The organism is Variovorax sp. GW823-FHT04B03, assembly GCF_058796495.1.
This window is the reverse complement of record NZ_JBXAIT010000001.1, coordinates 1,042,512-1,066,253: the sequence shown is the minus strand read 5'-3', so window position 1 is coordinate 1,066,253 and position 23,742 is coordinate 1,042,512. Positions and strand designations below refer to the sequence as shown.

General features: G+C 67.0%; 21 protein-coding genes. 1 reads left to right on the top strand and 20 read right to left on the bottom strand.

Annotation, left to right across the window (positions count from 1 at the left end; translation table 11 throughout):
• Window positions 1–10: 10 nt before the first annotated feature.
• A complete protein-coding gene (locus tag AC1RAD_RS04760) occupies window positions 11–775 on the bottom strand; it encodes an ABC transporter permease (RefSeq protein WP_070059933.1) in 765 nt (254 codons plus the stop codon).
• Window positions 772–1,719 carry an ABC transporter ATP-binding protein gene (locus AC1RAD_RS04755; protein ID WP_070059934.1) on the bottom strand — a complete coding sequence of 316 codons (948 nt, stop codon included), beginning with the start codon at window positions 1,717–1,719 and terminating at the stop codon, window positions 772–774. Before AC1RAD_RS04755 ends, AC1RAD_RS04760 begins: the two co-directional genes overlap by 4 nt.
• A gap of 206 nt (window positions 1,720–1,925) precedes the next feature.
• On the opposite strand from AC1RAD_RS04755, the gene AC1RAD_RS04750 reads away from it, so the two are divergent.
• Window positions 1,926–3,482 (top strand): serine hydrolase domain-containing protein, encoded by a 1,557-nt coding sequence (locus tag AC1RAD_RS04750; RefSeq protein WP_492734065.1) that lies wholly within the window; start codon window positions 1,926–1,928, stop codon window positions 3,480–3,482.
• 10 nt (window positions 3,483–3,492) lie between these two features.
• Here AC1RAD_RS04750 and AC1RAD_RS04745 read toward each other — a convergent pair whose 3' ends face one another.
• The 18 genes from AC1RAD_RS04745 to AC1RAD_RS04660 all read right to left on the bottom strand — a co-directional run bounded on the left by AC1RAD_RS04745 (window position 3,493) and on the right by AC1RAD_RS04660 (window position 23,737).
• The gene (locus tag AC1RAD_RS04745) at window positions 3,493–3,768 is read right to left on the bottom strand and encodes an STAS domain-containing protein (protein WP_062471718.1); all 276 of its coding nucleotides are present in this window, start codon (window positions 3,766–3,768) and stop codon (window positions 3,493–3,495) included.
• Between the two features lie 12 nt (window positions 3,769–3,780).
• On the bottom strand, window positions 3,781–4,443 hold the full coding sequence (locus AC1RAD_RS04740; protein ID WP_070059936.1) for an MlaC/ttg2D family ABC transporter substrate-binding protein: 663 nt from the start codon (window positions 4,441–4,443) through the stop codon (window positions 3,781–3,783).
• 166 nt (window positions 4,444–4,609) lie between these two features.
• Window positions 4,610–5,359: an MlaA family lipoprotein gene (locus AC1RAD_RS04735; protein ID WP_070059937.1), complete on the bottom strand. Its 750-nt coding sequence runs from the start codon at window positions 5,357–5,359 to the stop codon at window positions 4,610–4,612.
• Window positions 5,356–5,844, bottom strand: a complete 489-nt coding sequence (gene mlaD, locus AC1RAD_RS04730; protein WP_062471729.1) for an outer membrane lipid asymmetry maintenance protein MlaD — start codon at window positions 5,842–5,844, stop codon at window positions 5,356–5,358. Before mlaD ends, AC1RAD_RS04735 begins: the two co-directional genes overlap by 4 nt.
• Before the next feature lie 41 nt (window positions 5,845–5,885).
• A complete protein-coding gene (mlaE, locus tag AC1RAD_RS04725) occupies window positions 5,886–6,668 on the bottom strand; it encodes a lipid asymmetry maintenance ABC transporter permease subunit MlaE (RefSeq protein WP_062471733.1) in 783 nt (260 codons plus the stop codon).
• Window positions 6,665–7,528, bottom strand: coding sequence for an ABC transporter ATP-binding protein (locus tag AC1RAD_RS04720; protein WP_062471736.1), 864 nt, complete (start codon window positions 7,526–7,528; stop codon window positions 6,665–6,667). The genes mlaE and AC1RAD_RS04720 overlap by 4 nt, the downstream gene beginning before the upstream one ends.
• A 65-nt stretch (window positions 7,529–7,593) precedes the next feature.
• Complete coding sequence (locus AC1RAD_RS04715; RefSeq protein ID WP_062471739.1) at window positions 7,594–9,072, bottom strand: glutamate synthase subunit beta; 1,479 nt, start codon at window positions 9,070–9,072, stop codon at window positions 7,594–7,596.
• A gap of 35 nt (window positions 9,073–9,107) precedes the next feature.
• Entirely contained in the window at window positions 9,108–13,853 is a 4,746-nt protein-coding gene (locus AC1RAD_RS04710) for a glutamate synthase-related protein (protein WP_492734064.1), read from the bottom strand.
• 178 nt (window positions 13,854–14,031) lie between these two features.
• On the bottom strand, window positions 14,032–14,733 hold the full coding sequence (locus AC1RAD_RS04705; RefSeq protein WP_492734063.1) for a transposase: 702 nt from the start codon (window positions 14,731–14,733) through the stop codon (window positions 14,032–14,034).
• Window positions 14,734–14,762: 29 nt separating this feature from the next.
• Window positions 14,763–15,644 carry a class I SAM-dependent methyltransferase gene (locus AC1RAD_RS04700; protein ID WP_159278667.1) on the bottom strand — a complete coding sequence of 294 codons (882 nt, stop codon included), beginning with the start codon at window positions 15,642–15,644 and terminating at the stop codon, window positions 14,763–14,765.
• A gap of 14 nt (window positions 15,645–15,658) precedes the next feature.
• Window positions 15,659–16,234: a DUF1415 domain-containing protein gene (locus tag AC1RAD_RS04695; protein ID WP_487847956.1), complete on the bottom strand. Its 576-nt coding sequence runs from the start codon at window positions 16,232–16,234 to the stop codon at window positions 15,659–15,661.
• The gene (locus AC1RAD_RS04690) at window positions 16,231–17,511 is read right to left on the bottom strand and encodes an MFS transporter (RefSeq protein ID WP_492734062.1); all 1,281 of its coding nucleotides are present in this window, start codon (window positions 17,509–17,511) and stop codon (window positions 16,231–16,233) included. The genes AC1RAD_RS04695 and AC1RAD_RS04690 overlap by 4 nt, the downstream gene beginning before the upstream one ends.
• On the bottom strand, window positions 17,508–18,644 hold the full coding sequence (locus tag AC1RAD_RS04685) for a deoxyguanosinetriphosphate triphosphohydrolase (RefSeq protein ID WP_487847958.1): 1,137 nt from the start codon (window positions 18,642–18,644) through the stop codon (window positions 17,508–17,510). The genes AC1RAD_RS04690 and AC1RAD_RS04685 overlap by 4 nt, the downstream gene beginning before the upstream one ends.
• The gene (aroB, locus tag AC1RAD_RS04680; protein ID WP_492734061.1) at window positions 18,641–19,765 is read right to left on the bottom strand and encodes a 3-dehydroquinate synthase; all 1,125 of its coding nucleotides are present in this window, start codon (window positions 19,763–19,765) and stop codon (window positions 18,641–18,643) included. Before aroB ends, AC1RAD_RS04685 begins: the two co-directional genes overlap by 4 nt.
• Window positions 19,766–19,798: 33 nt before the next feature.
• Window positions 19,799–20,347: a shikimate kinase gene (locus tag AC1RAD_RS04675; RefSeq protein WP_062471759.1), complete on the bottom strand. Its 549-nt coding sequence runs from the start codon at window positions 20,345–20,347 to the stop codon at window positions 19,799–19,801.
• A 23-nt stretch (window positions 20,348–20,370) separates the two neighbouring features.
• A complete protein-coding gene (locus AC1RAD_RS04670) occupies window positions 20,371–22,521 on the bottom strand; it encodes a type IV pilus secretin PilQ (protein ID WP_492734060.1) in 2,151 nt (716 codons plus the stop codon).
• Entirely contained in the window at window positions 22,518–23,060 is a 543-nt protein-coding gene (locus AC1RAD_RS04665; protein WP_070059946.1) for a pilus assembly protein PilP, read from the bottom strand. The genes AC1RAD_RS04670 and AC1RAD_RS04665 overlap by 4 nt, the downstream gene beginning before the upstream one ends.
• Complete coding sequence (locus AC1RAD_RS04660; RefSeq protein WP_070059947.1) at window positions 23,057–23,737, bottom strand: type IV pilus inner membrane component PilO; 681 nt, start codon at window positions 23,735–23,737, stop codon at window positions 23,057–23,059. The genes AC1RAD_RS04665 and AC1RAD_RS04660 overlap by 4 nt, the downstream gene beginning before the upstream one ends.
• Between the last annotated feature and the right edge of the window lie 5 nt (window positions 23,738–23,742).

Below are 23,742 nucleotides of genomic sequence, written 5' to 3'. Positions count from 1 at the left end.
GAAGGCGGGATCAGCCGCGGATTTTGTAGCCGATGCGCAGCAGGTGGACGGCAATCGCGCTCACCACCAGCCACGCGGAACCGACGATGCCGAAGCTCAGCCAGGGCGAGGCATCACTCACCCCGAAGAAGCCGTAGCGGAAGCCGTCGATCATGTAGAAGAAGGGGTTCAGGTGGCTCACGCTCTGCCAGAACGGCGGCAGCGAGCCGATCGAATAGAACACGCCCGACAGGAAAGTCATGGGCATGATCAGGAAGTTCTGGAACACGGCCATCTGGTCGAACTTCTCGGCCCAGAGCCCGGCGATGAGGCCCAGCGTGCCCAGCATGGCCGAGCCCAGCAGCGCGAACACCAGGATCCACACCGGCGCCACGAAGCTCGGCACGGCGAAGAAGACGGTCACGGCGAACACGCCCACGCCCACCGCCAGCCCGCGGATCACCGAGGAGCCCACGTAGGCGAAGAACCAGCCCCAGTGCGACAGCGGCGTGAGCAGCACGAACACGAGGTTGCCCATGATCTTGCTCTGGATGATCGAGGACGAACTGTTCGCGAACGCGTTCTGCAGCACGCTCATCATCACGAGGCCGGGAATCAGGAAGGCGGTGTAGCCCACGGTGCCGTAGACCGTCACCCGGCCTTCGAGCACATGGCCGAACACCATGAGGTACAGCAGCGCGGTGAGCACCGGCGCGCCGACGGTCTGGAAGCCGACCTTCCAGAAGCGCAGCGTTTCCTTGTACAGGAGCGCGCGCCAGCCCGTGACCGCCATCATCGCGACACCTCCAGCGGCGTCTGCTCGCCCGCCATCAGGTCGATGAACACGTCTTCCAGGTCGGCCTTGCGCATTTCCACGTCTTCCACCGCGACGCCGGCTTCGCGGATCGCGGCCAGCAGTTGTTCGACTTCATGCGCGTTCTGCGCCGGCAGCTGCACGATGCGCCCGGTGATGCGCGCGTGCTGGGCGATGGCCCAGGGCAGCATGGCGTCGGTTTTGAAGCGCAGCACATTGCTCGCGGCCGACTTCAGCAGCTCGCTGGTGCGGTCCAGGGCGATCACCTTGCCAAGCTTGAGCATCGCGATGCGGCTGCACAGCGCCTCGGCCTCTTCGAGGTAATGGGTGGTCAGCAGCACGGTGCTGCCCTGCTTGTTGAGCTTGGCCACGAACTGCCAGAGCGTCTGGCGCAGCTCGACGTCGACGCCGGCCGTGGGCTCGTCGAGCACGATGACCGGCGGCTTGTGCACCAGCGCCTGTGCCACCAGCACGCGGCGTTTCATGCCGCCCGAGAGCTGGCGCATGTTGGCCGTGGCCTTGTCGGCCAGGCCCAGGCTCTGCAGCAGCTCGTCGATCCAGGCTTCGTTGTTCTTGATGCCGAAGTAGCCCGACTGGATGCGCAGCGACTCGCGCACGTTGAAGAAGGGGTCGAACACCAGCTCCTGCGGCACGATGCCGAGCTGTCGCCGGGCTTCGGCGTAGTCGCGCTGCACGTCGAAACCGTGCACGCTGATCGCGCCCGCCGTGGGCCGCGACAGGCCCGCCAGCATGCTGATGAGGGTGGTTTTGCCCGCGCCGTTGGGCCCGAGCAGGCCGAAGAACTCGCCCGGCTCGATCTGGAAGGAAACCTCGTCGACCGCACGCAGCCCCTGCTTGCCTTGGGCGCGTTGCTGACGGGAGGGAGGGTAGGTCTTGGAGACCGACTGGAATGAGATCGCGGGCATGGGAGCCCGCGATTTTACGGGCGATGGGTTTTTCGGCGCTGTTCAGGGGTGAACGCGGGGAGCCGGCCGCGCTAGGCATCGGCCCGAAGTTCACCCACAATCCCGCCGGTGCCGATTTTGCGCACCGCAACCGCCCATCGCGAGGAACGCCAATGAAGTGTTTGACCCGCAGCCCCCTCCCAACCGTTGCCGCCCTGCTCCTGGCGATGGTGCTGACTGCTTGCGGGGGAGGAGGTGGTGGCGGCGGAGGTGGTGGCGGCATCGCCCTTGTCGGCGGCGGCGCAGGCGCTGGCGCAGGGGGTGGCACCGCCCAACCTTGCACTTCATCTGCCGGTTCGGCCCAGCTGCCAGCCCGCGATGCACTCATTGCGCGCGCCAAGTGCCTGGAGCTAGACACGCCCTACGTGCCACCACCCGGCGATGTGCTGGAGCACAACACGTCCGGGTATGCCAAGGCCATGTGCTCGGCGGTCTTCATCACCGGACTCGATCCAGCGGTCGCCGCCGAAACCGTCGGGTACTTCACGGGGCCGTACGAACAGCGCAAGAAGGTGGGTGCGCCGGTGGTCGACCGCACCAAGAAAGAAGTCCGCATCACGATGCCCAACGGCGGTCCGACGCTGGTGGCTCGCCACTTCGGCTCGCAGGGTTGCATCACGCTGCCGCCCGGCAAGGACGACGTTCTCTTCACCCCCGTCAATGTCAAGAGCGCGCTGGCCGACCCCACGACCGTGCCCTGGCCCATGGGCGATGTGCTGCCGAACGACCCGCCGCCCGCCGACGTCGACATGGCCAAGGTGAATCAGGCCCTCAGCGCCGCCTTCGAAACCACGGAGGCCTACACCGCGGCCTTCGTGGTCACGCACAAGGGGCGGCTTATCGGCGAGCGCTACATGAGCGGCATCAACGCGACAACGCCGCTCGAATCATGGTCGATGGGCAAGAGCGTCGTGGCCACGATGATGGGCGTTCTGATCAAGCAGGGCGTGTACAAGCTCGACCAGCCCGCGCCGATTCCCGAATGGCAAAGTGCCGGCGACGGCCGCCAGCAGATCCGCATTGCCGACATCCTGCGCATGTCCAGCGGGCTGCGCATCAAGGCCCCGGACGATCCGGACTTCGATCCCAACGGCACCTACCCCGATCACATCTACTACTACACGGGCCGGATCAACGCATTCAACTACGCCGCGACCCGACCGCAGCAATGGCCGCCCAACACGGTGGGCCGCTACCGCAACACCGATCCGGTGCTTGCCAACTACCTGGTCCGCCTTGGAGTTGAGAAGCGCGGCGAAGAGTACCTCTCGTTCCCGCAGCGCGCCATCTTCGACAAGATCGGCATCCGCTCCATGGTGATCGAGACCGATCCCTACGGCAACTTCCTCACGCAAGGCTACGACTTCATGTCGGCCCGCGATTGGGCCCGGCTGGCCAACCTCTACCTGCAGGACGGGGTGTGGAACGGGGAGCGCATTCTTCCCGAGGGGTTCGTCAACTTCGTGAGCACAGCCGCACCAGCCTGGGCCGCAGACCAGCGCCCCATCTACGGGGGATTCTTCTGGATCAATGGAACGGGGGCACTTGCGGCGCCGACGACGGCCTACTACATGCTCGGCGCAGGGGGCCAGTTCGTGCTCGTGATTCCGTCGCACGATCTCGTCGTCGTGCGCATCGGCCACTCCAAGGGAGAACGATTCGCGACCTCGACCCTGAACAAGGCACTCGCGCTGCTGACCGCAGCAGTGCCACGCACGCGCTAGGGTGTGGGGGTCAGGGTGCAGCGGGCAGAAGGCCCGCGATGCCGTACAGCGCGGCCAGCTCGCGCAGGCGCGGCGACAGGCCCTTGACCGAAAACCCCCGGCCCAGCGCGCTGGATTCGCGCCGGCACTCGAGCAGCACCGCCAGCGCGGAGGAATCGAACTGGGCCAGTGCCGTGGCGTCGACCACGGTGGACGACGAATCGGTCTGGCCCTTGAGCCCCTGCTGCAGCATGCGCATGCAGGCAGGAGCCTCGTCGTGGGTGAGTCGGGAGGGAAGGACCAGCATGGCGTGCGCCCGTCAGCCCTTGCCGTTGCCCTTGTTGCGCGCGGCCAGCGCGGCAATCAGGCCATCGATGCCGCTCTTGTTGATTTCCTGCGCGAACTGGGTGCGGTAGGTGTCGACCAGCCACACGCCCAGCACATTCAGGTTGTAGACCTTCCAGCCGGCGCCCTGCCCCGGCGTCTTTTCGAGGCGATAGTCCAGCTGCACCGGGTCGCCGCGACCCTTGACCTCGGTGCGCACGAGCACGTCGGTGTCGGTGGGGGCGCCGCGGAACGGGCGGATGGTGACGGTCTGGTCGCTCACCTGGTCGAGCGCGCCGGCGTAGGTGCGCACGAGCAGGGTCTTGAACTCGTCCTGCAGGCGCTTTTGCTGCTCGGGCGTGGCCTGGCGCCAGGCCGGGCCGACGGCCGAGGCGGTCATGCGCTGGAAGTTGACGTTGGGCATGATCTTGCTGTCAACCAGCAGCATGATCTTGTTGATGTCACCGGCCTTGATCGACGAGTCGGCCTTGATGGTCTCGAGCACGTCGGTCGACAGGCGCTTGACGAGCGCGTCGGGGGCTTCGTCGGCCGCGAATGCGCTCTGGTGCACAAAAGCGGTGGCGGCGCCGAACAGCAGCGCGCCGGCCAATGCCAGGCGGCCCATGTCGCGTCGTTGCAGCAAGATCTTGTTGTTCATGTTGAGTCCCTCAGGTTGAATTGTCTTCCCTGCACGGTGCAGCCAATGGCTCCGTGCTGAGACAGGAACGGTTTCGACAGGCGCCAGGCCGACCGGGTTCCTGAAGCGGAGGTGAAGCCTTGCAACCGGATGCAAGCAGGACCACCCCGTCCGCCCTCTTTTGCCGTCACTTGCCGGCGTTGTCGTCGTCCGGCGGGTTGCCGTCGTAGACCTGGTTGCGGCGGCGCTGCAGGAACGCATCGCGCGTGAACGAGTACTTGTCGAGCGCGGCTTCGTCGAGCAGGCGGGTGGCACCCAGGTAGCGCGAGCGGGTGTCCACGACACGCAGGCCCGCCAGCGAATTGCGCCAAGCGATGTCGTGGATATGGCCCTGCGCGTCGCCGTACATGTCGAGCGGCCGGGCGATCGTGTCGCGCAGCGTCGAGGGGCCGAGCAACGGCAGCACGACGTACGGACCGGCGCCCACGCCCCAGTAGCCCAGCGTCTGGCCGAAATCTTCCTCGTGGCGCGGCAGGCGCGCCTCGGAGGCGACATCAAGCAGGCCGCCCAGGCCGAAGAAGGTGTTGACGTTCAGCCGCATGAAGGTCTCGGCGCTGTTCTGCAGCTTAAGCTGGGCCACGTTGTTAGCCAGGCTCCAGATGTCACCGAGGTTGCTGAAGAAGTTGGTCACACCCTGGCGCACCAGCGAGGGCACCACGTTCTGGTAGGCGGTGGCCACGGGCTCCAGCACGGCCTCGTCGACGGTGTCGTTGAAGCGCGTCATGCCGCGGTTGTACGGCTCGAAAGGGTCGGTCGGGCTTGCGCCGGATCCGGTGGCGCATCCGGCCACAAGGGCGAAACCGACGGTGGCGGTGGCCCAACGGGCGGAGCTAGCTACACTTTTAATAGCAGTCGACGAAAAAAGTCGTGTGGTCATTTCTTGTTGGCTGTTCCCGGCGCCGTATTCCCCTCGGCGGCCTTGCTGTACAGGAACTGGCTGATCAGGTTCTCCAGCACCACGGCCGATTGGGTCGCGGTGATGGTGTCGCCGGCTTGCAGGTTCTTTTCTTCGGCGCCCGCCTCGATGCCGATGTACTGCTCGCCGAGCAGGCCACTGGTCAGGATCTTGAGCGAGCTGTCCTTGGGAAAACTGTAACGGTTTTGCAGCGCCAGCGTCACATCGGCCTGAAAGGCCTTGTCGTTGAACGCGATGGATTCCACACGACCGACCACCACGCCAGCGCTCTTGACCGCGGTCTGGGGCTTGAGCCCGCCGATGTTGTCGAAACGCGCGGTGACCGTGTAGGTCTTCTGGAAGTTCAGGCTCAGCAGGTTGGCCGACTGCAGCGCCAGGAACAGCAAGGCGGCGCCGCCGATCAGCACGAACAGGCCGACCCAGATGTCGTTGGTGGAACGTTGCATGGTTTGCACTCTCTGTCTAGAACGATGGAGCCGGGGCCCCTTTAGATACTGAACATCATGGCGGTGAGCAAGAAATCGAGCCCCAAGACCGCCAGCGACGCCATCACCACGGTGCGCGTGGTGGCGCGCGACACGCCCTCGGGCGTCGGCTGGGCCTCGAAGCCCTGCAGCAGCGCGACGAAGGTCACGGTGAAACCGAACACGATGCTCTTGATGACGCCGTTGCCGACGTCGCGCCAGACATCGACGCCGCCCTGCATCTGGCCCCAGAACGCGCCCGGGTCGACGCCCAGCATCAGCACGCCCACGACATAGCCGCCCATGATGCCGACCGCGCTGAACACGGCCGCCAGCAGCGGCATGGTGATGACGCCGGCCCAGAAGCGCGGCGCAAGGATGCGCTGCACCGGGTCGACCGCCATCATTTCCATGGCGCTCAACTGCTCGTTGGCTTTCATGAGGCCGATCTCGGCCGTCAGCGAGGTGCCGGCCCGGCCGGTGAACAGCAGGGCCGCCACCACGGGACCGAGTTCGCGCACAAGGCTCAGCGCCACCAGCAGGCCCAGCGCCTCGGACGAGCCGTAGCGCTGCAGCGCGTAGTACATCTGCAGCCCGAGCACGAAGCCCACGAACAGGCCCGACACGCCGATGATGGCAAGCGAGTAGTTGCCCAGGAAATGGATCTGGTCACGCACCAGCCCGAAGCGCCGCATGATCTGCGCGCCCGGGCCGAGCAGGCGCAGGAACAGCTTGGCCGCATGGCCCATGTCGGCCAGTTGGCTGCGCACGGCAAAGCCGACGTCGGCGGGCTTCCACCAGGTCATGAGCGCCCCCCTTCCCGGTTCCCGAAATCGTCTTCGATACTGACGCCCGGATAGTGGAAGTGCACCGGCCCGTCAGGCAGCGCATTGACGAACTGATGCACCAGCGGATCGGCGCTCTCGCGCACCTCGTCGGGCCGCCCCTGCGCGGCGATGCCGCCGTTGGCCAGGATGATCACGTGGTCCGCGATGCGGAAGGTTTCCTCGAGGTCGTGCGACACGATGATGCTGGTGAGGCCGAGCGCATCGTTGAGCTGGCGGATCAGCCGCGCGGCCGTACCGAGCGAGATCGGGTCGAGCCCCGCGAAGGGTTCGTCGTACATCACGAGGTCGGGGTCGAGCGCGATCGCGCGGGCCAGCGCCACGCGCCGCGCCATGCCGCCCGACACCTCGCTGGGCATCAGGTCGCGCGCGCCGCGCAGGCCGACAGCGTCCAGCTTCATGAGCACGATGTCGCGCACCAGCGCTTCCGACAGCTGCGTGTGCTCGCGCAACGGAAAGGCCACGTTGTCGAACACGCTGATGTCGGTGAACAGCGCACCGAACTGGAACAGCATGCCCATGCGGCGCCGCGCCGCATACAGCGTCGCGACATCGAAGTGACCGACATCCTTCCCGTCGAACAGCACCTCGCCGCGTTGGGCGCGCTGCTGGCCGCCGATGAGGCGCAGCACGGTGGTCTTGCCGCCACCCGATGCCCCCATCAGCGCCGTCACCTTGCCTCGCGGCACGGAGAACGACACGCCGTCGAGGATCGCGCGCGCGCCGTAGCCGAACGTGACATCGCGGAATTCGACGAAGGAGGAAGACGTGGGTGTGGCTGGGTCCATCTCAATAAAAAAGCCGGGCGCCTTCTCAGGCATCCCGGCATGCGGTTTCCGCGGATGATAACGGGGCCGCGAACGGCGCCGCTTCACTGAAACAAAAATCAGCGCGGTAAGTCGCTGAATCCCATCAAAAATTCGTCGACCGAACGCGCCGCTTGACGGCCCTCGCGAATTGCCCACACCACCAGCGATTGGCCGCGGCGAATGTCACCTGCGGCGAACACCTTGGGCACATTGGTGGCATAGCCGCCGATGAAGTCGACCGTGGCACGCGCGTTGCCGCGGGCGTCCTTCTCGACACCGAAGGCGTCCAGCACGGTGGCCACGGGGCTGATGAAGCCCATCGCCAGCAGCACCAGGTCGGCCTTGAGGATCTGCTCGCTGCCGGGCACTTCCTGCATCTTGCCGTCCTTCCATTCGACGCGCACGGTCTTCAGGCCGGTGACCTTGCCCTTCTCGCCGATGAACTCCTTGGTGGAGATGGCGAACTCGCGCTCGCAGCCTTCTTCGTGGCTGGAGCTGGTGCGCAGCTTGATCGGCCAGTAGGGCCAGGTCAGCGGACGGTTCTCTTCTTCCGGCGGCTGGGGCATCAGTTCGAACTGGGTGACGCTCACGGCGCCGTGGCGGTTGCTGGTGCCCACGCAGTCGGAGCCGGTGTCGCCGCCGCCGATGACGATGACGTGCTTGCCGTCGGCGCGCAGTTGGCCCTTGACCTTGTCACCCGCGTTGACGCGGTTCTGCTGCGGCAGGAACTCCATCGCGAAGTGGATGCCGTCGAGATCGCGGCCGGGCACAGGCAGGTCGCGCGATTGCTCGGCGCCGCCGGTGAGCACCACGGCGTCGAAGTCTTTCTGCAGCTGCTCGGGCGTGACGGTTTCCTTGGCCAGGTTGGTGACCTTGGAGCCCTTGCCCAGCGGGTCTTTCGCGGCACCGACCATCACGCCGGTGCGGAAGGTCACGCCCTCGGCCTTCATCTGCTCGACGCGGCGGTCGATGTGCGACTTCTCCATCTTGAAGTCGGGAATGCCGTAGCGCAGCAGGCCACCGACACGGTCGTTCTTCTCGAACAGCGTGACGTCGTGGCCGGCGCGCGCCAGTTGCTGCGCGGCGGCCATGCCGGCCGGGCCGGAGCCCACCACGGCGACCTTCTTGCCGGTCTTGTGCTTGGCGACGCGCGGCGCCACCCAGCCTTCGTCCCAGGCGCGGTCGATGATCGCGTGTTCCAGCGACTTGATGCCGACCGCGTCGTCGTTCACGTTGAGCACGCAGGCCGCCTCGCAGGGCGCGGGGCAGATGCGGCCGGTGAACTCGGGGAAGTTGTTGGTCGAATCGAGCACCGCGAAGGCGTTCTGCCAGTCGTCGCGGTACACGAGGTCGTTGAAGTCTGGAATGATGTTGTTGACCGGGCAGCCGCTGTTGCAGAACGGCGTGCCACAGTCCATGCAACGTGCGCCCTGCACCTTGGCCTGGTCGGTGTTCAGGCCGACGACGAATTCCTTGTAGTGCTTGACGCGCTCTTCGACAGGCTTGTAGCCCTCTTCGATGCGCTCATGCTCCATGAAGCCGGTGATTTTTCCCATCGTGCTTTCCTCTGTTCTTCGTATCTATGGCGCGCTCAGACGGCGGCCGTGGCGGGCGCGGCCAGTGCGTGCGGCTCGAGGCCGACGTGGGCGTTGTTGCCGCTGCTGGCCAACTCGACCTGGCGGTCGTGCAGCTCGGCCAGGGCGCGCTTGTACTCGTTCGGGAACACCTTGACGAACTTGGTGCGCGACTCGGCCCAGGTGTCGAGCAGCTCGCGCGCGCGCTTGCTGCCGGTCCAGCGGTGGTGCTCTTCGAGCAGCTTCTTGAGCTGCGCTTCGTCGGTCTCGCCGCCGTGCCAGATCTTGCGATGCACGCTGGCGGTCTGCTCGGCCGAGGTGAGCACCTTGTCGAGCGACACCATCGAGAGGTTGCAGCGCGAGGCGAACTGGCCGTCTTCGTCGTAGACGAAAGCGACGCCGCCGCTCATGCCGGCCGCGAAGTTGCGGCCCGTCTTGCCAAGCACGGCCACCGTGCCGCCGGTCATGTATTCGCAGCCGTGGTCGCCCGTGCCTTCGATGACCGCCGTGGCACCCGACAGGCGCACCGCGAAGCGTTCGCCGGCCACGCCGCACAGGTAGGCCTCGCCGGTGGTCGCGCCGTACAGCGCGGTGTTGCCGACGATGGTGTTGCGCGCGGCTTCACCGCGGAAGTCCAGGCTGGGGCGCACCACCACGCGGCCGCCCGAGAGGCCCTTGCCTGTGTAGTCGTTGGCGTCGCCGATCAGGTACAGCGTGATGCCGCGTGCCAGGAAGGCGCCGAACGACTGGCCGCCCGTGCCTTCGAGCTGGATGCGGATCGAGTCGTCGGGCAGGCCTTGCGGATGCACCTTGGTCAGCGCGCCCGAGAGCATCGCGCCCACCGAGCGGTTGACGTTGCGTGCCACCTCGATGAACTGCACCTTCTCGCCCTTGTCGATGGCGGGACGCGACTTCTCGATGAGCTTCACGTCCAGTGCACGCTCGAGGCCGTGGTCCTGGTTCTCGACATGGAAACGCGGCACGTCGGCCGGCACGGTCGGCAGCGCGAACAGGCGGCTGAAATCGAGGCCCGAAGCCTTCCAATGTTCGATGCCCTTGCGCATGTCGAGCAGGTCGGCGCGACCGATCAGGTCGTCGAACTTGCGGATGCCCAGCTGGGCCATGATCTGGCGCACTTCTTCGGCAACGAAGAAGAAGTAGTTGACGACGTGCTCGGGCTTGCCCGAGAACTTCTTGCGCAGCACCGGGTCTTGCGTGGCCACGCCCACCGGGCAGGTGTTCAGGTGGCACTTGCGCATCATGATGCAGCCCTCGACCACCAGCGGCGCGGTGGCAAAGCCGAATTCGTCCGCGCCCAGCAGCGCGCCGATGGCGACGTCGCGGCCGGTCTTCATCTGGCCGTCGGCCTGCACGCGGATGCGGCTGCGCAGGCGGTTGAGCACCAGCGTCTGCTGCGTCTCGGCCAGGCCGATTTCCCACGGGCTGCCCGCATGCTTGATCGACGACCAAGGCGAAGCGCCCGTGCCGCCGTCATGGCCCGCGATCACGACGTGGTCGCTCTTGCACTTGGCCACGCCTGCAGCGATGGTGCCGACGCCGATTTCGCTCACCAGCTTCACGCTGATGCTGGCGTGCGGCGCGGTGTTCTTCAGGTCGTGGATGAGCTGGGCCAGGTCCTCGATCGAGTAGATGTCGTGGTGCGGCGGCGGCGAGATCAGGCCCACACCCGGCACGGCATAGCGCTGCTTGCCGATGTACTCGGTGACCTTGCCGCCGGGCAGCTGACCGCCCTCGCCCGGCTTGGCACCCTGCGCCATCTTGATCTGGATCTGGTCGGCCGAATGCAGGTACTCGGCGGTGACACCGAAGCGGCCCGAGGCCACCTGCTTGATGCGCGAACGCAGCGAGTCGCCGTCGTTCAGCGGCAGGTCGACCTCGACGTTGGCCGCGCCGATCACGCTCTTGAGCGTGTCGCCCTGCTTGATCGGGATGCCCTTCAGTTCGTTGCGGTAACGCGCCGGGTCTTCACCGCCTTCGCCCGTGTTGCTCTTGCCGCCGATGCGGTTCATGGCAATGGCGAGCGTGGCGTGCGCCTCGGTGCTGATCGAGCCCAGCGACATCGCGCCGGTGGCGAAACGCTTGACGATTTCGGCAGCGGCTTCGACCTCGTCGACCGGGATGGCCTTGGCCGGATCGATCTTGAACTCGAACAGGCCGCGCAGCGTGAGGTGGCGGCGGTTCTGGTCGTTGATGAGCTGGGCGTATTCCTTGTACGTGTTCCAGTTGTTGGAACGCGTGCTGTGCTGCAGCTTGGCGATGGCATCGGGCGTCCACATGTGCTCTTCGCCGCGGGTGCGCCAGGCGTATTCGCCGCCGGCGTCCAGCATGTGGGCGAGCACGGGGTCGTCGCCGAAGGCGGCCTTGTGCATGCGGATGGCTTCTTCGGCGATCTCGAAGACGCCGATGCCTTCCACGCGGCTGGCGGTGCCGGTGAAGTACTTGTTCACCGTCTCGGTGTTCAGGCCGATGGCTTCGAACAGCTGGGCGCCGCAGTAGCTCATGTAGGTGCTGACACCCATCTTCGACATGATCTTCGACAGGCCCTTGCCGATGGCCTTGACGTAGTTGTAGACCGCCTTGTCGGCGCTCAGGTCGCCCGGCAGGTCGGCGTGCATGGCCGCCAGCGTTTCCATCGCGAGGTACGGGTGCACGGCTTCGGCGCCGTAGCCGGCGAGCACGCCGAAGTGATGCACTTCGCGCGCCGAACCGGTCTCGACCACGAGGCCGGCGGTGGTGCGCAAACCTTCGCGCACGAGGTACTGGTGCACGGCCGAGAGGGCCAGCACCGCGGGGATCGCGACTTGCGTCGGGCCCACGCCGCGGTCGCTCACGATCAGGATGTTGTGGCCGCCCTTGATGGCATCGACCGCTTCGGCGCACAGCGAGGCCAGCTTGGCTTCGACGCCTTCATCGCCCCAGCCCAACGGGTAGGTGATGTCCAGCACGTAGCTCTTGAACTTGCCTTGCGTGTAGCGGCCGATGTCGCGCAGCTTCGCCATGTCGGCGAAGTCGAGAATGGGCTGGCTCACTTCGAGCCGCATCGGCGGGTTGACCTGGTTGATGTCCAGCAGGTTCGGCTTGGGGCCGATGAAGGACACCAGCGACATCACGATCGCTTCGCGGATCGGGTCGATCGGCGGGTTCGTGACCTGCGCGAACAGCTGCTTGAAGTAGTTGTACAGCGGCTTGTTCTTGCTGGAGAGCACGGCCAGCGGGCTGTCGTTGCCCATGGAGCCGATGCCCTCTTCGCCGGCCTGCGCCATCGGGCTCATCAGGAACTTGATGTCTTCCTGGGTGTAGCCGAAGGCCTGCTGACGGTCGAGCAGCGCGACCTGGCTCACGGGGATCGCGGCCGGCTCGGCCTTGACGCTGTCGAGCTTGATGCGCAGGTTCTCGATCCACTGTTTGTAGGGCTTGCTGTTGGCGAGGGTGGCCTTGACCTCCTCGTCGTCGATCATGCGGCCCTGCTCCAGGTCGATCAGGAACATCTTGCCGGGCTGCAGGCGCCACTTGCGCACGATCTTCTGCTCGGGCACGGGCAGCACGCCCGACTCGGAGGCCATGATGACCAGGTCGTCGTCGGTCACGCAGTAGCGCGAGGGGCGCAGGCCGTTGCGGTCGAGCGTGGCGCCGATCTGGCGGCCGTCGGTGAAGACGATGGAGGCCGGGCCGTCCCACGGCTCGAGCATGGCGGCGTGGTACTCATAGAACGCGCGGCGGCGCGTGTCCATGGTGGCATGCTGTTCCCAGGGTTCGGGAATCATCATCATCACGGCCTGGCTGATGGGGTAGCCGGCCATCGTCAGCAGCTCGAGGCAGTTGTCGAAGGTGGCGGTGTCGGACTGGCCGGCGAAGCTGATCGGGTAGAGCTTCTGCAGGTCGGCGCCGAGCACGGGCGACGACATCACGCCTTCGCGCGCCTTCATCCAGTTGTAGTTGCCCTTGACCGTGTTGATTTCGCCGTTGTGGGCGACATAGCGGTACGGGTGGGCCAGCGGCCACTCGGGGAAGGTGTTGGTCGAGAAGCGCTGGTGCACCAGGCCCAGGGCCGAGACGCAACGCTTGTCCTGCAGGTCGAGGTAGTAGGTGCCCACCTGGTCAGCCAGCAGCAGGCCCTTGTAGACCACGGTGCGGCTGGACATGCTCGGAACGTAGTATTCCTTGCTGTGCTTGAGCTTCAGGCGCTGGATGTTGGCGCTGGCGGTCTTGCGGATCACGTACAGCTTGCGCTCCAGCGCGTCCTGCACGATCACGTCGTTGCCGCGGCCGATGAAGATCTGGCGCAGCAGCGGTTCCTTTTCGCGCACGGTGGGCGACATGGGCATGTCGCGGTTGACCGGCACGTCGCGCCAGCCGAGCAGCACCTGGCCTTCGGCCTTGATGGCGCGTTCCATCTCTTGTTCGCAGGCTTCGCGCGAGGCGTGTTCCTTGGGCAGGAAGATCATGCCGACGCCGTATTCGCCGGGCGGGGGCAGCGTGACGCCCTGCTTGGCCATTTCTTCGCGGTACAGCAGGTCGGGCAGCTGGATCAGGATGCCCGCGCCGTCGCCCATCAGCTTGTCGGCGCCGACAGCGCCGCGGTGGTCGAGGTTCTCGAGGATCTTCAGGCCCTGCAGCACGATGGCGTGGCTCTTCTCGCCCTTGATGTGGGCGACGAAGCCGACGCCGCAGGCGTCGTGCTCATCGGCACCGGAATACAGACCGTGTTCTTGGAGGTGTTGAATCTCGGCAGCCGTCGTCATGGCGCGCTCCTTCAGTTTTCGCAGGGAAAGGGAGCATATTGCGATGCACAAAGAATGCCAAACACTTTAATAGGGGTCAGATTCCTATTAAATCTTGAGTTTTCTTGTCAGAATCAAATTGGGGACATATTAAAAACAGCAGCACGATGCCCAACAAGGGCGCGGCTTTCGGCCGCTTTCAGTCGGTATCTTTGGCGGGCGTAGGCGGCCGGCCGGCCTTGGCCTTGATCACGCGGCGCTCGGTGGACTTCTGCAAGCTGTTCAGAAAATCGTCGTCGCCGGCCGCCCAGCCGCGCAAGGTGGCCTCAGTCAGGGCCTGCTGATCGGCCGCGCGAACCCCGCCACGCACCAGTTCGGCATACGCCGCCTCCCGCGCGAAGGGCGTGTTGCCGAGTTCCCAGTACAGCGGGTGCGGGGTCAACAGCCTGTCTTGCCGCAGGCCTGCGTAGTGGCCGTGGCTGGACCAGGGGAAGTCGCGCGCCTCTGCGACCATGCCGGCGCGCACCGGGTTCAGGTCGATGTAGGCCATGCAGGTCAGCAGGTAGCGCTCGGTCTGGATCAGGGTCGATCTGTAGCGCCCTTCCCACAAGGTGCCGCTGCGGCCGTGGCGGTCGTTGAAGTAGCGCACGTAGCTGCGCCCGACCGACTGCATGAACTGCGGCAGGCCCGTGGTGCTGTCGGGCGTGGCCAGCAGGTGGAAGTGGTTGTCCATCAGCACGTAGGCATGCAGCGCGATGCCGAAGCGCACGGCGTTCTCGGCCAGCAGGCCGAGCAGCTTTTCGTGGTCGGCGCGGTCCACGAAGATCGGCTGGCGGTTGTTGCCGCGCTGGATCACGTGGTGCGGCATGCCGGCCAGCGTGAGACGGGGGAGACGGGCCATGGGGACGATGGACGACGCCGTCCGGGTACTTAATCGGCGAGGCGGAAGCGCGTGTCGCCCAGCGTGTCGAGCCCGAACTGCGCCAGCAGCTCGCGCAGCCGCGTCGCCGCGCTCGCCTTGCGCTGGCCGGTGTAGCGCGCCAGGATCAGCTCGTTCTTCATGCTGTGCTCCCAGCCGACCAGTTCGGTGACCGTCACGCTGTAGCCGTTGGCTTCCAGGTACAGGCAGCGCAGGACGTTGGTGAGCTGGCTGCCGATCTCGCGCGTGTGCAGCGGATGGCGCCACAGCTCGGCCAGCGGCGTGCGCGACAGGGCCAGCGCCTTGGTCTCGCGCAGGCAGGCCGCCACTTCGGCCTGGCAGCAGGGCACGAGCACCATGCAGCGCGCCTTCTTGGCCAGGCCGAAGGCGATGGCGTCGTCGGTGGCGGTGTCGCAAGCGTGCAGCGCGGTGACCACGTCGATCTGCGCCGGCAGCTCGCTCGCCTGCGCCGACTCGGCCACGGTGAGGTTCAGGAACGACATGCGCCCGAAGCCCAGCTGCTGCGCCAGCGCGCGGGAGCGTTCGACCAGCTCGCTGCGCGTTTCGATGCCGTAGACATGCCCGCCCTGCCGCGCGCGGAAGAACAGGTCGTAGATGATGAAGCCGAGGTACGACTTGCCCGCCCCGTGGTCGGCCAGCGTGGCCTCGGCGCCCTCGCCCGGCAGCTCACGCAGCAGCTGCTCGATGAACTGGAACAGGTGGTAGACCTGCTTGAGCTTGCGCCGCGAATCCTGGTTGAGCCGGCCTTCGCGCGTGAGGATGTGCAGCTCCTTGAGCAGCTCGACGGACTGGCCCGGCCGCAGGACTTCGGCCAGCTCGGCTTCGGCCTTCGCAGCCTTGTTGGTGGGGTGGGCTTTCGCGGGACGGGGCATGGTGTTCTTGTTGTTCATGGCGTGGCGCTTCCCGGGCCGACATCGAGCGCGGTCCAGCCATCAGGGCCCAGGGCTTCGAGCGTCTCGATGTTGCGCTCGAAGATCGCCTCGGCCTCCGGAAAGGCTTCGACCGCGCGGTCCATGCTGTCTTCGCGCAGCAGGTGGAGCGTGGGGTACGGCGCGCGATTGGTGGCGTTGGTGATGTCGTCGGCCTCGGTGCCGGCGAACTGGAAATGCGGATGGAAGCTGGCGAGCTGCAGCACGCCGTCGAAGCCCGCGCGGGCGAGCTTGCGCTCGGCGCGCTCGGTGAAATCGTTGAAGTCGAGAAAGTCCGCCAGCGCGTGGGGAACGATCAGCAAGGTGGTGTCGCGCACCTCGGCATCGAGCGCCACGAGCGCGCGGGCTTCGGCCAGCAGCGCGTCGATGATGCGGCCTTCGTGGGTGTCGAGGTAGGTGAGGTAGTGGATCTGGCCCTTCACATGCACCGCCTTGGCGAAGGGGCACAGGTTGAGGCCGATCACGGCGCGTTCGAGCCAGCGGCGGGTGTCGGCTTCGGCTTGTGCGGCGTCGATGACCGTCGGGTCGCTCATGCCGTGGCCTCCGTCAGTCGGCGGATGCGCCCGAGGCGCGCGGCGACCGCCATGCCGGCGAGCGAACAGGCCAGCGTGGCGGTCCAGGTCCAGTGCCAGCCACCGACGCGGTGCGCGAGCCAGGCCACCGCCGGCGGCGCCAGAAACTGGCCGAGCGACGACGCCTGCTGCATCAGGCCGACAGTGGTCGAGACGGTGCTCGGCCCCGGCGCCAGCCGCACGCCCAGCAGGAACAGCGTGGCCGGCACCATGCCGCCGCCGAGCGAAAAGGCGCAGATCGCGGCATAGCGCAGCGCGGGCGGCAGGCCCAGTGCCTCGGCCCCCTGCCCCACCTGCGCGAAGGCGGCGACACCGCCCAGCGCCATGGCCAGGAAACCCCATTGCAGCAGGCGCTCGGGCGCCACGCCGCGCTGCAGCCAGCGGCCACCCATGAGGTTGCCGACAATGTTCATCGCCGCGGCCAGTGCGGTCAGCACCGCGCTCCAGGCGGCCGGCACCTTGGCATCGGCATAGATGGCTGGAAGAAAACCGATCACAGCCATCCACTGCGACGAGTACACGGCGAAGGTCAACGCGACCAGCCACGGCGCGCGCGCGCCAACCGTTTCGCGCAGCCGCGACGCCCAACCGGCCGACGCGGGCTGCGGGCTTGCACCGGCCACGCGGGGCCGGTCGCGCGGCACCGCCAGCCACACCCAGAGTGCCGCACCCGCCGACACCAGCGACAGCGTCCACCACCAGTCGGCCCAGCCGCCCCAGCCGATGAGGGCCGGACCGATGAGCAGCGCCAGCGCCACGCCGAGCGGCATGTAGGCGCCCCACAGGCCCAGCGCAGCCTTGTCGGCGCCCGCCGGTGTGAGTGCGCGGATGAGTCCCGGCCCCGGCATCACTGCCATCAGGAAGCCGATGCCTTCGGCCGCACGCAGCACGAAAAGCCACAGCACCGCGTGAGACCCGCCAAGCAGACCGGCACCGACGGCGCCCCCGAGCAGGCTGGCCGTCGTCAGCACCGCCAGCCCGATCAGCATGCTGCGCCGCAGGCCGATGGAATCGGCCGCGAGCCCGGCCAGCAGCCCGAGCGTCATGCTCGCGACTTGGACCAGCGAAAGAAGGAAGCCGGCCTCGACCAGGTCGATGCCGAGCGACACCTGCAGCGCCGGCACGGCGGGCGGCAGCTTGCCCAGGTGCAGCGCGGCGCTGACGCCGCCCAGCACGACGGCGAAGGCCGCGGCCGGCACGCGGGCCGACGCGCTGTTCGAGCGCACGGCCGCCGTCATGCGATGCCCCGGCGGCCGGTCAACCGTTCGTGCTCGCGCATGGCGAAGCGGTCGGTCATGCCGGCGATGTAGTCGGCCACGGCGCGGTGCCGGTCGCGGCGCTCGGCGTACGAAGCGGGCATCTCGGTGCCGCGCGCCAGGTAGGCGTCGAACAGCCCGCGCACGACCTCGCTCGCCTGGTCGGTGGTCTGCGTGACCTGCGGGTGGCGATAGAGATTGCGGAACAGGAACTGCTTGAGCGCCTCCGACTGCACCTGCATGGCGCCGCTGAAGGCCACCAGCGGCGGCGCCCGGCGCACGGCGTCGGCATCGGCGGGCGCCAGTGCCTCGATGGCCGCGCGCGTCGTGTCGATCACGTCGTAGACCTGTGCGCTGAGCATGCGGCGGATGGTTTCATAGAGCACGCGCCGGCCTTGGCCCTGCAGGTGCGGATGCTCGGCCAGCGCCTCGCGGCGGTAGCGCTCGAACAGCTCGACATCGGCCAGCTGCTCGACGCTGATCAGGCCCGAGCGCACGCCGTCGTCGATGTCGTGCGCGTTGTAGGCGATGGCGTCGGCCAGGTTGCACAGCTGTGCCTCCAGCCCCGGCTGCGTGCGGTCGAGAAAGCGGCGGGCCACGCCCTGCGGCTCGGCCGCCTCGATGCGCTCGGCGTTGGCGCGCGAGCAATGCTTGAGGATGCCCTCGCGGGTCTCGAAGCTGAGGTTCAGGCCGTCGTACTGCGGGTAGCGGTGCTCCAGCGCATCGACCACGCGCAGGCTCTGCAGGTTGTGCTCGAAGCCGCCGTGCTCGGCCATGCAGGCGTTGAGCGCGTCCTGGCCCGCGTGGCCGAAGGGCGTGTGGCCCAGGTCGTGGGCCAGCGCGATCGCCTCGACCAGGTCTTCGTTGAGGCGCAACGCACGCGCGATGGAGCGGCCCAGCTGCGCGACTTCGAGCGAATGCGTGAGCCGCGTGCGGAACAGGTCGCCCTCGTGGTTCAGGAACACCTGGGTCTTGTAGACCAGCCGGCGGAAGGCGGTGGAATGGACGATGCGGTCGCGATCGCGCTGGAAGGCGTCGCGCGTGGGCGCGGGCGGCTCCGCGTGGCGCCGTCCGCGCGAGCGCGCGGGGTGGCAGGCGTACGCCGCAAGGCTCATGCCGCGCAGCACTGCGCGAGCACGTCGCGCACCACCGCGTCGGGCGCGCTGCGCACGACGGCGGAGCCGGGCCGGTCGATCACCACGAAGCGAATCTCGCCGGCTTCCGATTTCTTGTCGACGCGCATCAACTCGAGGTAGCGCTCGGCGCCCAGCGCCGGTCCCACGGTGGGCAGGCCGGCGCGCTCGATCAGGCGAGTCAGCCGTTCGACGAAGGCCGCATCGACACCGCCGAGCCGCTGCGACAGCTGCGCCGCCATGACCATGCCGCAGCCGACGGCCTCGCCGTGCAGCCACTCGCCGTAGCCCAGGCCCGACTCGATGGCATGGCCGAAGGTGTGGCCGAAATTGAGGATGGCGCGCAGGCCGGTCTCGCGCTCGTCCTGGCCGACCACCAGCGCCTTGATCTCGCAGCTGCGCTTCACGGCATGGGCCAGCGCGGCCGGGTCGCGCGCCACCAGCGCCTCGATGTTCGACTCGATCCAGTCGAAGAACGCCATGTCGTAGATCGGGCCGTACTTGATGACTTCGGCCAGGCCGGCGCTCAGTTCGCGCGGGGGCAGCGTCTGCAGCGTGTCCAGGTCGCACAGCACGAGCTGCGGCTGGTAGAACGCGCCGATCATGTTCTTGCCCAGCGGGTGGTTGATGGCCGTCTTGCCGCCCACCGAGGAATCGACCTGCGCCAGCAGCGTGGTCGGCACCTGTACGAAAGGCACGCCGCGCATGTAGCTGGCGGCGGCGAAGCCGGTCATGTCGCCCACCACCCCGCCGCCGAGCGCGAACAGCACCGTCTTGCGGTCACTGCCGTGGCCCAGGAGGGCGTCGAAGATCAGGTTGAGCGTCTCGAGGTTCTTGTACGCCTCGCCGTCGGGCAACTCGAGCAGGTGGACCGTGCGGAAGCGGCCGGCCAGCACGGTTTGCAGGGCCCGGGCGTAGAGCGGCGCCACGGTGGTGTTGCTGACGATCAGCGCGCTGGCAGCTGCGGGAACGACACCGAAGCTGGCGGGGTCTTCCAGCAGGCCGCCGCCGATCAGGATCGGGTAGCTGCGCTCGCCGAGCTGGATCTCGACGCGTTCGGGCTTTGGCGGGGCGGAAAGTGCGGGCGAAACAGACTGGGACATGGCCGCGAGTTTAGGCGCTCGGGCCTGCCGGGGTCAGTCCGAGGGCTCTTCCGGATGGGCGCCGGGTTCGACCACCCCGGCCAGTTCGAGCTGCATCACGATGAGGTTGACCAGCACCGCGATCGACGGCCGACCGGTGTCGACCACGTCGTGGGCGGTTTCCCGGTAGAACGGATCGCGCGCATCGTGCAACTCGCGCAGCCTGCCGAGCGGGTCGGCCACCTGCAAGAGCGGGCGCTTGACGTCGTGACGCAGGCGCCGGAACAGGTCTTCGGGCGAGGAGCGCAGGTAGATGACGTGGAAATGGTCGCGCAGCTGCTGGCGGTTGGCCTCGCGCAGCACGGCGCCACCGCCGGTCGCCAGCACGCCGTGGGGATGGGCGGCCAGGTCGGCGATGACCGCCTGCTCGATGTCGCGGAAGGCGGCTTCGCCCTCGCGATCGAAGAAATCACGGATCGTGCAGCCGATGCGCTGCTCGATCACATGATCGGTGTCGATGAAGGGGGTGTTCAGCCGGGCACCCAAGCGCCGGCCCACTGCGGACTTTCCGGCGCCGGGCAACCCGACAAGTGCGACCGCCACGCGGTGGCTGCTACGCCCGCGCGTCAGCGCGCGGCGTTGCGGTCGGTAATCATCTTCGGGGTGATAAAGACGAGCATTTCGGTCTTGTTGGCAACGCGTTCGCGCTTGCGGAACAATGCCCCCATGTAGGGGATTTCACCCAGCACCGGCACGCGCGATTCGTCATTGGTTTCGGTGAGCTCGAAGATACCACCGATGACGACCGTGCCGCCGTTCTCGACCAGCACCTCGGTCTGCACGTGCTTGGTGTTGATGGCCGGGCCCGCCGAGGTGTTGACACCGCGGGCGTCCTTGCTCACGTCCAGCGTGAGGATGATGTTGCCTTCGGGCGTGATCTGCGGCGTGACTTCAAGCTTGAGCACCGCCTTGCGGAACGAGATCGAGGTCGCGCCGCTGGAGGTGGCCTGCTGGTAGGGGATTTCCTCGCCCTGCTCGATCAGCGCCTTGGTCTGGTCGGCCGTGATGACGCGGGGGCTGGAGACCAGCTTGCCCTTGCCGTCGGCTTCGAGGGCCGAGATTTCGAGGTTCAGCATGCGCGACAGGCTCGAATTGAACAGCGAGATCGCGAAGGTGCCTGCGGCGTTGCCGGTGCCGCCAGCGTCGCCGGCGGGCAGGTTGATGAAGTTGGAGTTGGTCCAGGTGGCTGCTGCGCCGCCGACGCCGCCGGCGTTGGTGGTGGCAGGCATGACGCCGAAGGTGCCGTAGGCCGGATTGCCGTTGGCCGACGCGACGCGTTCGCGGGAGATACCGCCACCCATCCGCACGCCGAGCGACTTGCCGAAGGTGTCCGAGGCTTCCACGATGCGCGCTTCGATCAGCACCTGGCGCACGGGAATGTCCAGCTTCTGGATCAGGTCGGCAACCTGGGCCAGGCGCGAGGGAATGTCGGACACGAACAGCTGGTTGGTCCGCGATTCGGCGATCACGCTGCCGCGGGGGCTCAGGATGCGCGAGGTCGCGCCGCCGCCACCACCACCGCCGCCACCCGCCGATGCACCAGTCCCCGTCAGGCCCTGTGCAATCGCAATGGCCTTCGTGTAGTTCAGCTGGAACGACTGCGTGCGCAGCGGCTCCAGGTTCTCGATCGCCGCCTTGGCTTCGAATTCGAGCTTTTCCTTGGCGTTGATCTCATCCTTGGGCGCGATCCACAGCACGCTGCCGTTCTTGCGCATGCCCAGGTTCTTCGCCTGCATGATGATGTCGAGCGCCTGGTCCCAGGGCACGTCCTTCAACCGCAGCGTCAGTGCGCCGCTGACCGAATCGGAGGTCACGATGTTGAAGTTCGTGAAGTCGGCGATCACCTGCAGCAGTGAGCGGATCTCGATGTTCTGGAAATTGAGCGACAGCTTCTCGCCGTTGTAGCCGACGCCTTGCGTGAGCTTGCTCGGATCGACCTTGCGTGCGCGCACTTCCACCACGAACTGGTTCTCGCTCTGGTAGGCGCTGTGCTCCCAATCGCCCTTGGCTTCGATCGTCATGCGCACGCGGTCGCCCGATTGCTGCGAGGTGATCAGCTGCACCGGCGTGCCGAAATCGGCCACGTCGAGGCGGCGACGCAGGCCTTCGGGCAGCGTCGACTTGGTGAACTCCACCACCAGGCTCTTGCCCTGCTGCTTCACATCGACGCCGACCTGGTTGTTCGGCAGGTCGACCAGCACGCGGCCGGTGTTGTCGGTGCCCAGGCGGAAATCGACGTCGCGCAGCGGCAGCGTGTCGCGGTTGCGGTTCTCGGCGAAAGTGGTCGCCGCGGAAGCGACAAGTGCGGTGCCAGCCACCGGCTCGAGGACCACCAGCAGCGACTTGCCCTGGATCTCGGCCTTGTACGCCGTGGCCTGCTTCAGGTTCAGCACGACGCGGCTGCGGTCACCGGCCTGCACCACGTTGACCGAGCGCAGGTTGCCCTGGTTCACCTCGATGGCCGAACGCCCGATGGCGTTCGTCACGCCCGGGAAATCAAGCGCGATGCGCGCCGGCGTCTGCACCGAGAACCCGGCAGGCACGGCGGTGAGCGGCTGGGCCAGGTCGATGCGGATCACTTCCGCGCCCGACTGGGTCGAGCTCGTCACCGACTCGATCGCGTTTTGCGCATGGGCGACGGCCAGGGCACCGAAAGCCAGCAGACCCAGCCCGGCGGCGCGCAGCCACTGTGCCATCGTTGATTTTTTATGGTTCATTTCGCACTCTCTTGCAACTGCAGCGTGGCTACGCGTTCGATCCATTCGCCCGCGGCGTCCTGCACGATCTCGCGCAGGGCGACTTCGGTTTCGTTGATACGGGTGATGCGCCCGTAGTTGAGCCCCAGGTACTCGCCGACGCGCACCTTGTAGAGCAGCTTGTCCACACGCACGAGCGCCACCGGCTGGCCGTTGCGGTTCATGCTGCCGACCATCGCCATCGTGTCGAGCGGGAACGCTTCGAGGGCTTCCTTGCGGCGCGCCAGCTCCGGCGCGATCAGCTCGGACGTGCTCGGCTGGTTCGACTCCCGGCGCAGCGCCTGGGTCAGCTTCAGCATGTTGAAGGGCTCGAACGACGACGCCTCGGTGTAGGCCTGCGGCGTGAACTTCTTGGGTTCGGAGATCGGCGGCACCGAGGGCTTGATCTGCGCGCGCTGCTCGACCATCCAGCGCTGCAGGTCTTCCTGGTCGGAATCGCCGCAGGCGCTCAGGCCCAGCGTGGCCAGTGCCAGCCACAGGACTTTGGCGACCGGCTTCATTTCTTCGCCTTCGGCGCCGTGGCGCGTTTCTGGGCGGCCCGCTCGTCTTCGTCGAGGTAGCGGTAGGTGCGCGCGGTGGCATCCATCGTCAGCACGTCCTTGTCCTTCTGCGGTGTGACGGTCACGTTGTTGAGCGTCACGATGCGCGACAGGCTGGCCACGTCGGCCGCGAAGGCGCCCATGTCGTGGTAGCGGCCCGTGACGCGCACGGCGATCGGCAGCTCTGCGTAGTAATCCTTGACCGATACCTGGCCCGGACGGAACAGCTCGAACTGGAGGCTGCGACCGAGACCGGCCTGGTTGATGTCGGAGAGCAGTGCGTCCATTTCCGCCTTGCTAGGCAGTTGCTTCTCGAGAAGGATCACGTACTGCTGCACCTGCTCGCGCTGCTTCTTCAGCAGGTCAAGGTTGGCGGCTTGCGCCACTTTCTTCTGATAGTCGGTCCGGAGCGTGACTTCCTTGGCGCGCTCGGCTTCGAGTTCGTCGTTGGAGTTCGTGAGCCAGACAAACCACAGGCCCGCCAGCACCAGCGCGGACACGGCCAGGCACAGCGCGTAGCGCGGCACCGCCGGCCACATGGAAGGATCGTTCGGATTCAGTCCGCGGAACTGGTCGCCGAAGTTGCGCAATGCGGTGGCGACGTCGACTTTGGGGAGGGATCGGTTGCTGATGGCCATGATCG

What these genes read in the sequence shown, in the direction of transcription:
- AC1RAD_RS04735 (WP_070059937.1), bottom strand. Translation starts at nt 5,359, where the DNA reads ATGACCACACGACTTTTTTCGTCGACTGCTATTAAAAGTGTAGCTAGC.
- AC1RAD_RS04755 (WP_070059934.1), bottom strand. Translation starts at nt 1,719, where the DNA reads ATGCCCGCGATCTCATTCCAGTCGGTCTCCAAGACCTACCCTCCCTCC.
- AC1RAD_RS04705 (WP_492734063.1), bottom strand. Translation starts at nt 14,733, where the DNA reads ATGGCCCGTCTCCCCCGTCTCACGCTGGCCGGCATGCCGCACCACGTG.
- AC1RAD_RS04740 (WP_070059936.1), bottom strand. Translation starts at nt 4,443, where the DNA reads ATGAACAACAAGATCTTGCTGCAACGACGCGACATGGGCCGCCTGGCA.
- AC1RAD_RS04665 (WP_070059946.1), bottom strand. Translation starts at nt 23,060, where the DNA reads ATGAAGCCGGTCGCCAAAGTCCTGTGGCTGGCACTGGCCACGCTGGGC.
- mlaD (WP_062471729.1), bottom strand. Translation starts at nt 5,844, where the DNA reads ATGCAACGTTCCACCAACGACATCTGGGTCGGCCTGTTCGTGCTGATC.
- aroB (WP_492734061.1), bottom strand. Translation starts at nt 19,765, where the DNA reads ATGTCCCAGTCTGTTTCGCCCGCACTTTCCGCCCCGCCAAAGCCCGAA.
- AC1RAD_RS04720 (WP_062471736.1), bottom strand. Translation starts at nt 7,528, where the DNA reads ATGCCTGAGAAGGCGCCCGGCTTTTTTATTGAGATGGACCCAGCCACA.
- AC1RAD_RS04750 (WP_492734065.1), top strand. Translation starts at nt 1,926, where the DNA reads ATGGTGCTGACTGCTTGCGGGGGAGGAGGTGGTGGCGGCGGAGGTGGT.
- AC1RAD_RS04760 (WP_070059933.1), bottom strand. Translation starts at nt 775, where the DNA reads ATGATGGCGGTCACGGGCTGGCGCGCGCTCCTGTACAAGGAAACGCTG.
- AC1RAD_RS04715 (WP_062471739.1), bottom strand. Translation starts at nt 9,072, where the DNA reads ATGGGAAAAATCACCGGCTTCATGGAGCATGAGCGCATCGAAGAGGGC.
- AC1RAD_RS04660 (WP_070059947.1), bottom strand. Translation starts at nt 23,737, where the DNA reads ATGGCCATCAGCAACCGATCCCTCCCCAAAGTCGACGTCGCCACCGCA.
- AC1RAD_RS04700 (WP_159278667.1), bottom strand. Translation starts at nt 15,644, where the DNA reads ATGCCCCGTCCCGCGAAAGCCCACCCCACCAACAAGGCTGCGAAGGCC.
- AC1RAD_RS04695 (WP_487847956.1), bottom strand. Translation starts at nt 16,234, where the DNA reads ATGAGCGACCCGACGGTCATCGACGCCGCACAAGCCGAAGCCGACACC.
- AC1RAD_RS04670 (WP_492734060.1), bottom strand. Translation starts at nt 22,521, where the DNA reads ATGAACCATAAAAAATCAACGATGGCACAGTGGCTGCGCGCCGCCGGG.
- mlaE (WP_062471733.1), bottom strand. Translation starts at nt 6,668, where the DNA reads ATGACCTGGTGGAAGCCCGCCGACGTCGGCTTTGCCGTGCGCAGCCAA.
- AC1RAD_RS04745 (WP_062471718.1), bottom strand. Translation starts at nt 3,768, where the DNA reads ATGCTGGTCCTTCCCTCCCGACTCACCCACGACGAGGCTCCTGCCTGC.
- AC1RAD_RS04690 (WP_492734062.1), bottom strand. Translation starts at nt 17,511, where the DNA reads ATGACGGCGGCCGTGCGCTCGAACAGCGCGTCGGCCCGCGTGCCGGCC.
- AC1RAD_RS04685 (WP_487847958.1), bottom strand. Translation starts at nt 18,644, where the DNA reads ATGAGCCTTGCGGCGTACGCCTGCCACCCCGCGCGCTCGCGCGGACGG.
- AC1RAD_RS04710 (WP_492734064.1), bottom strand. Translation starts at nt 13,853, where the DNA reads ATGACGACGGCTGCCGAGATTCAACACCTCCAAGAACACGGTCTGTAT.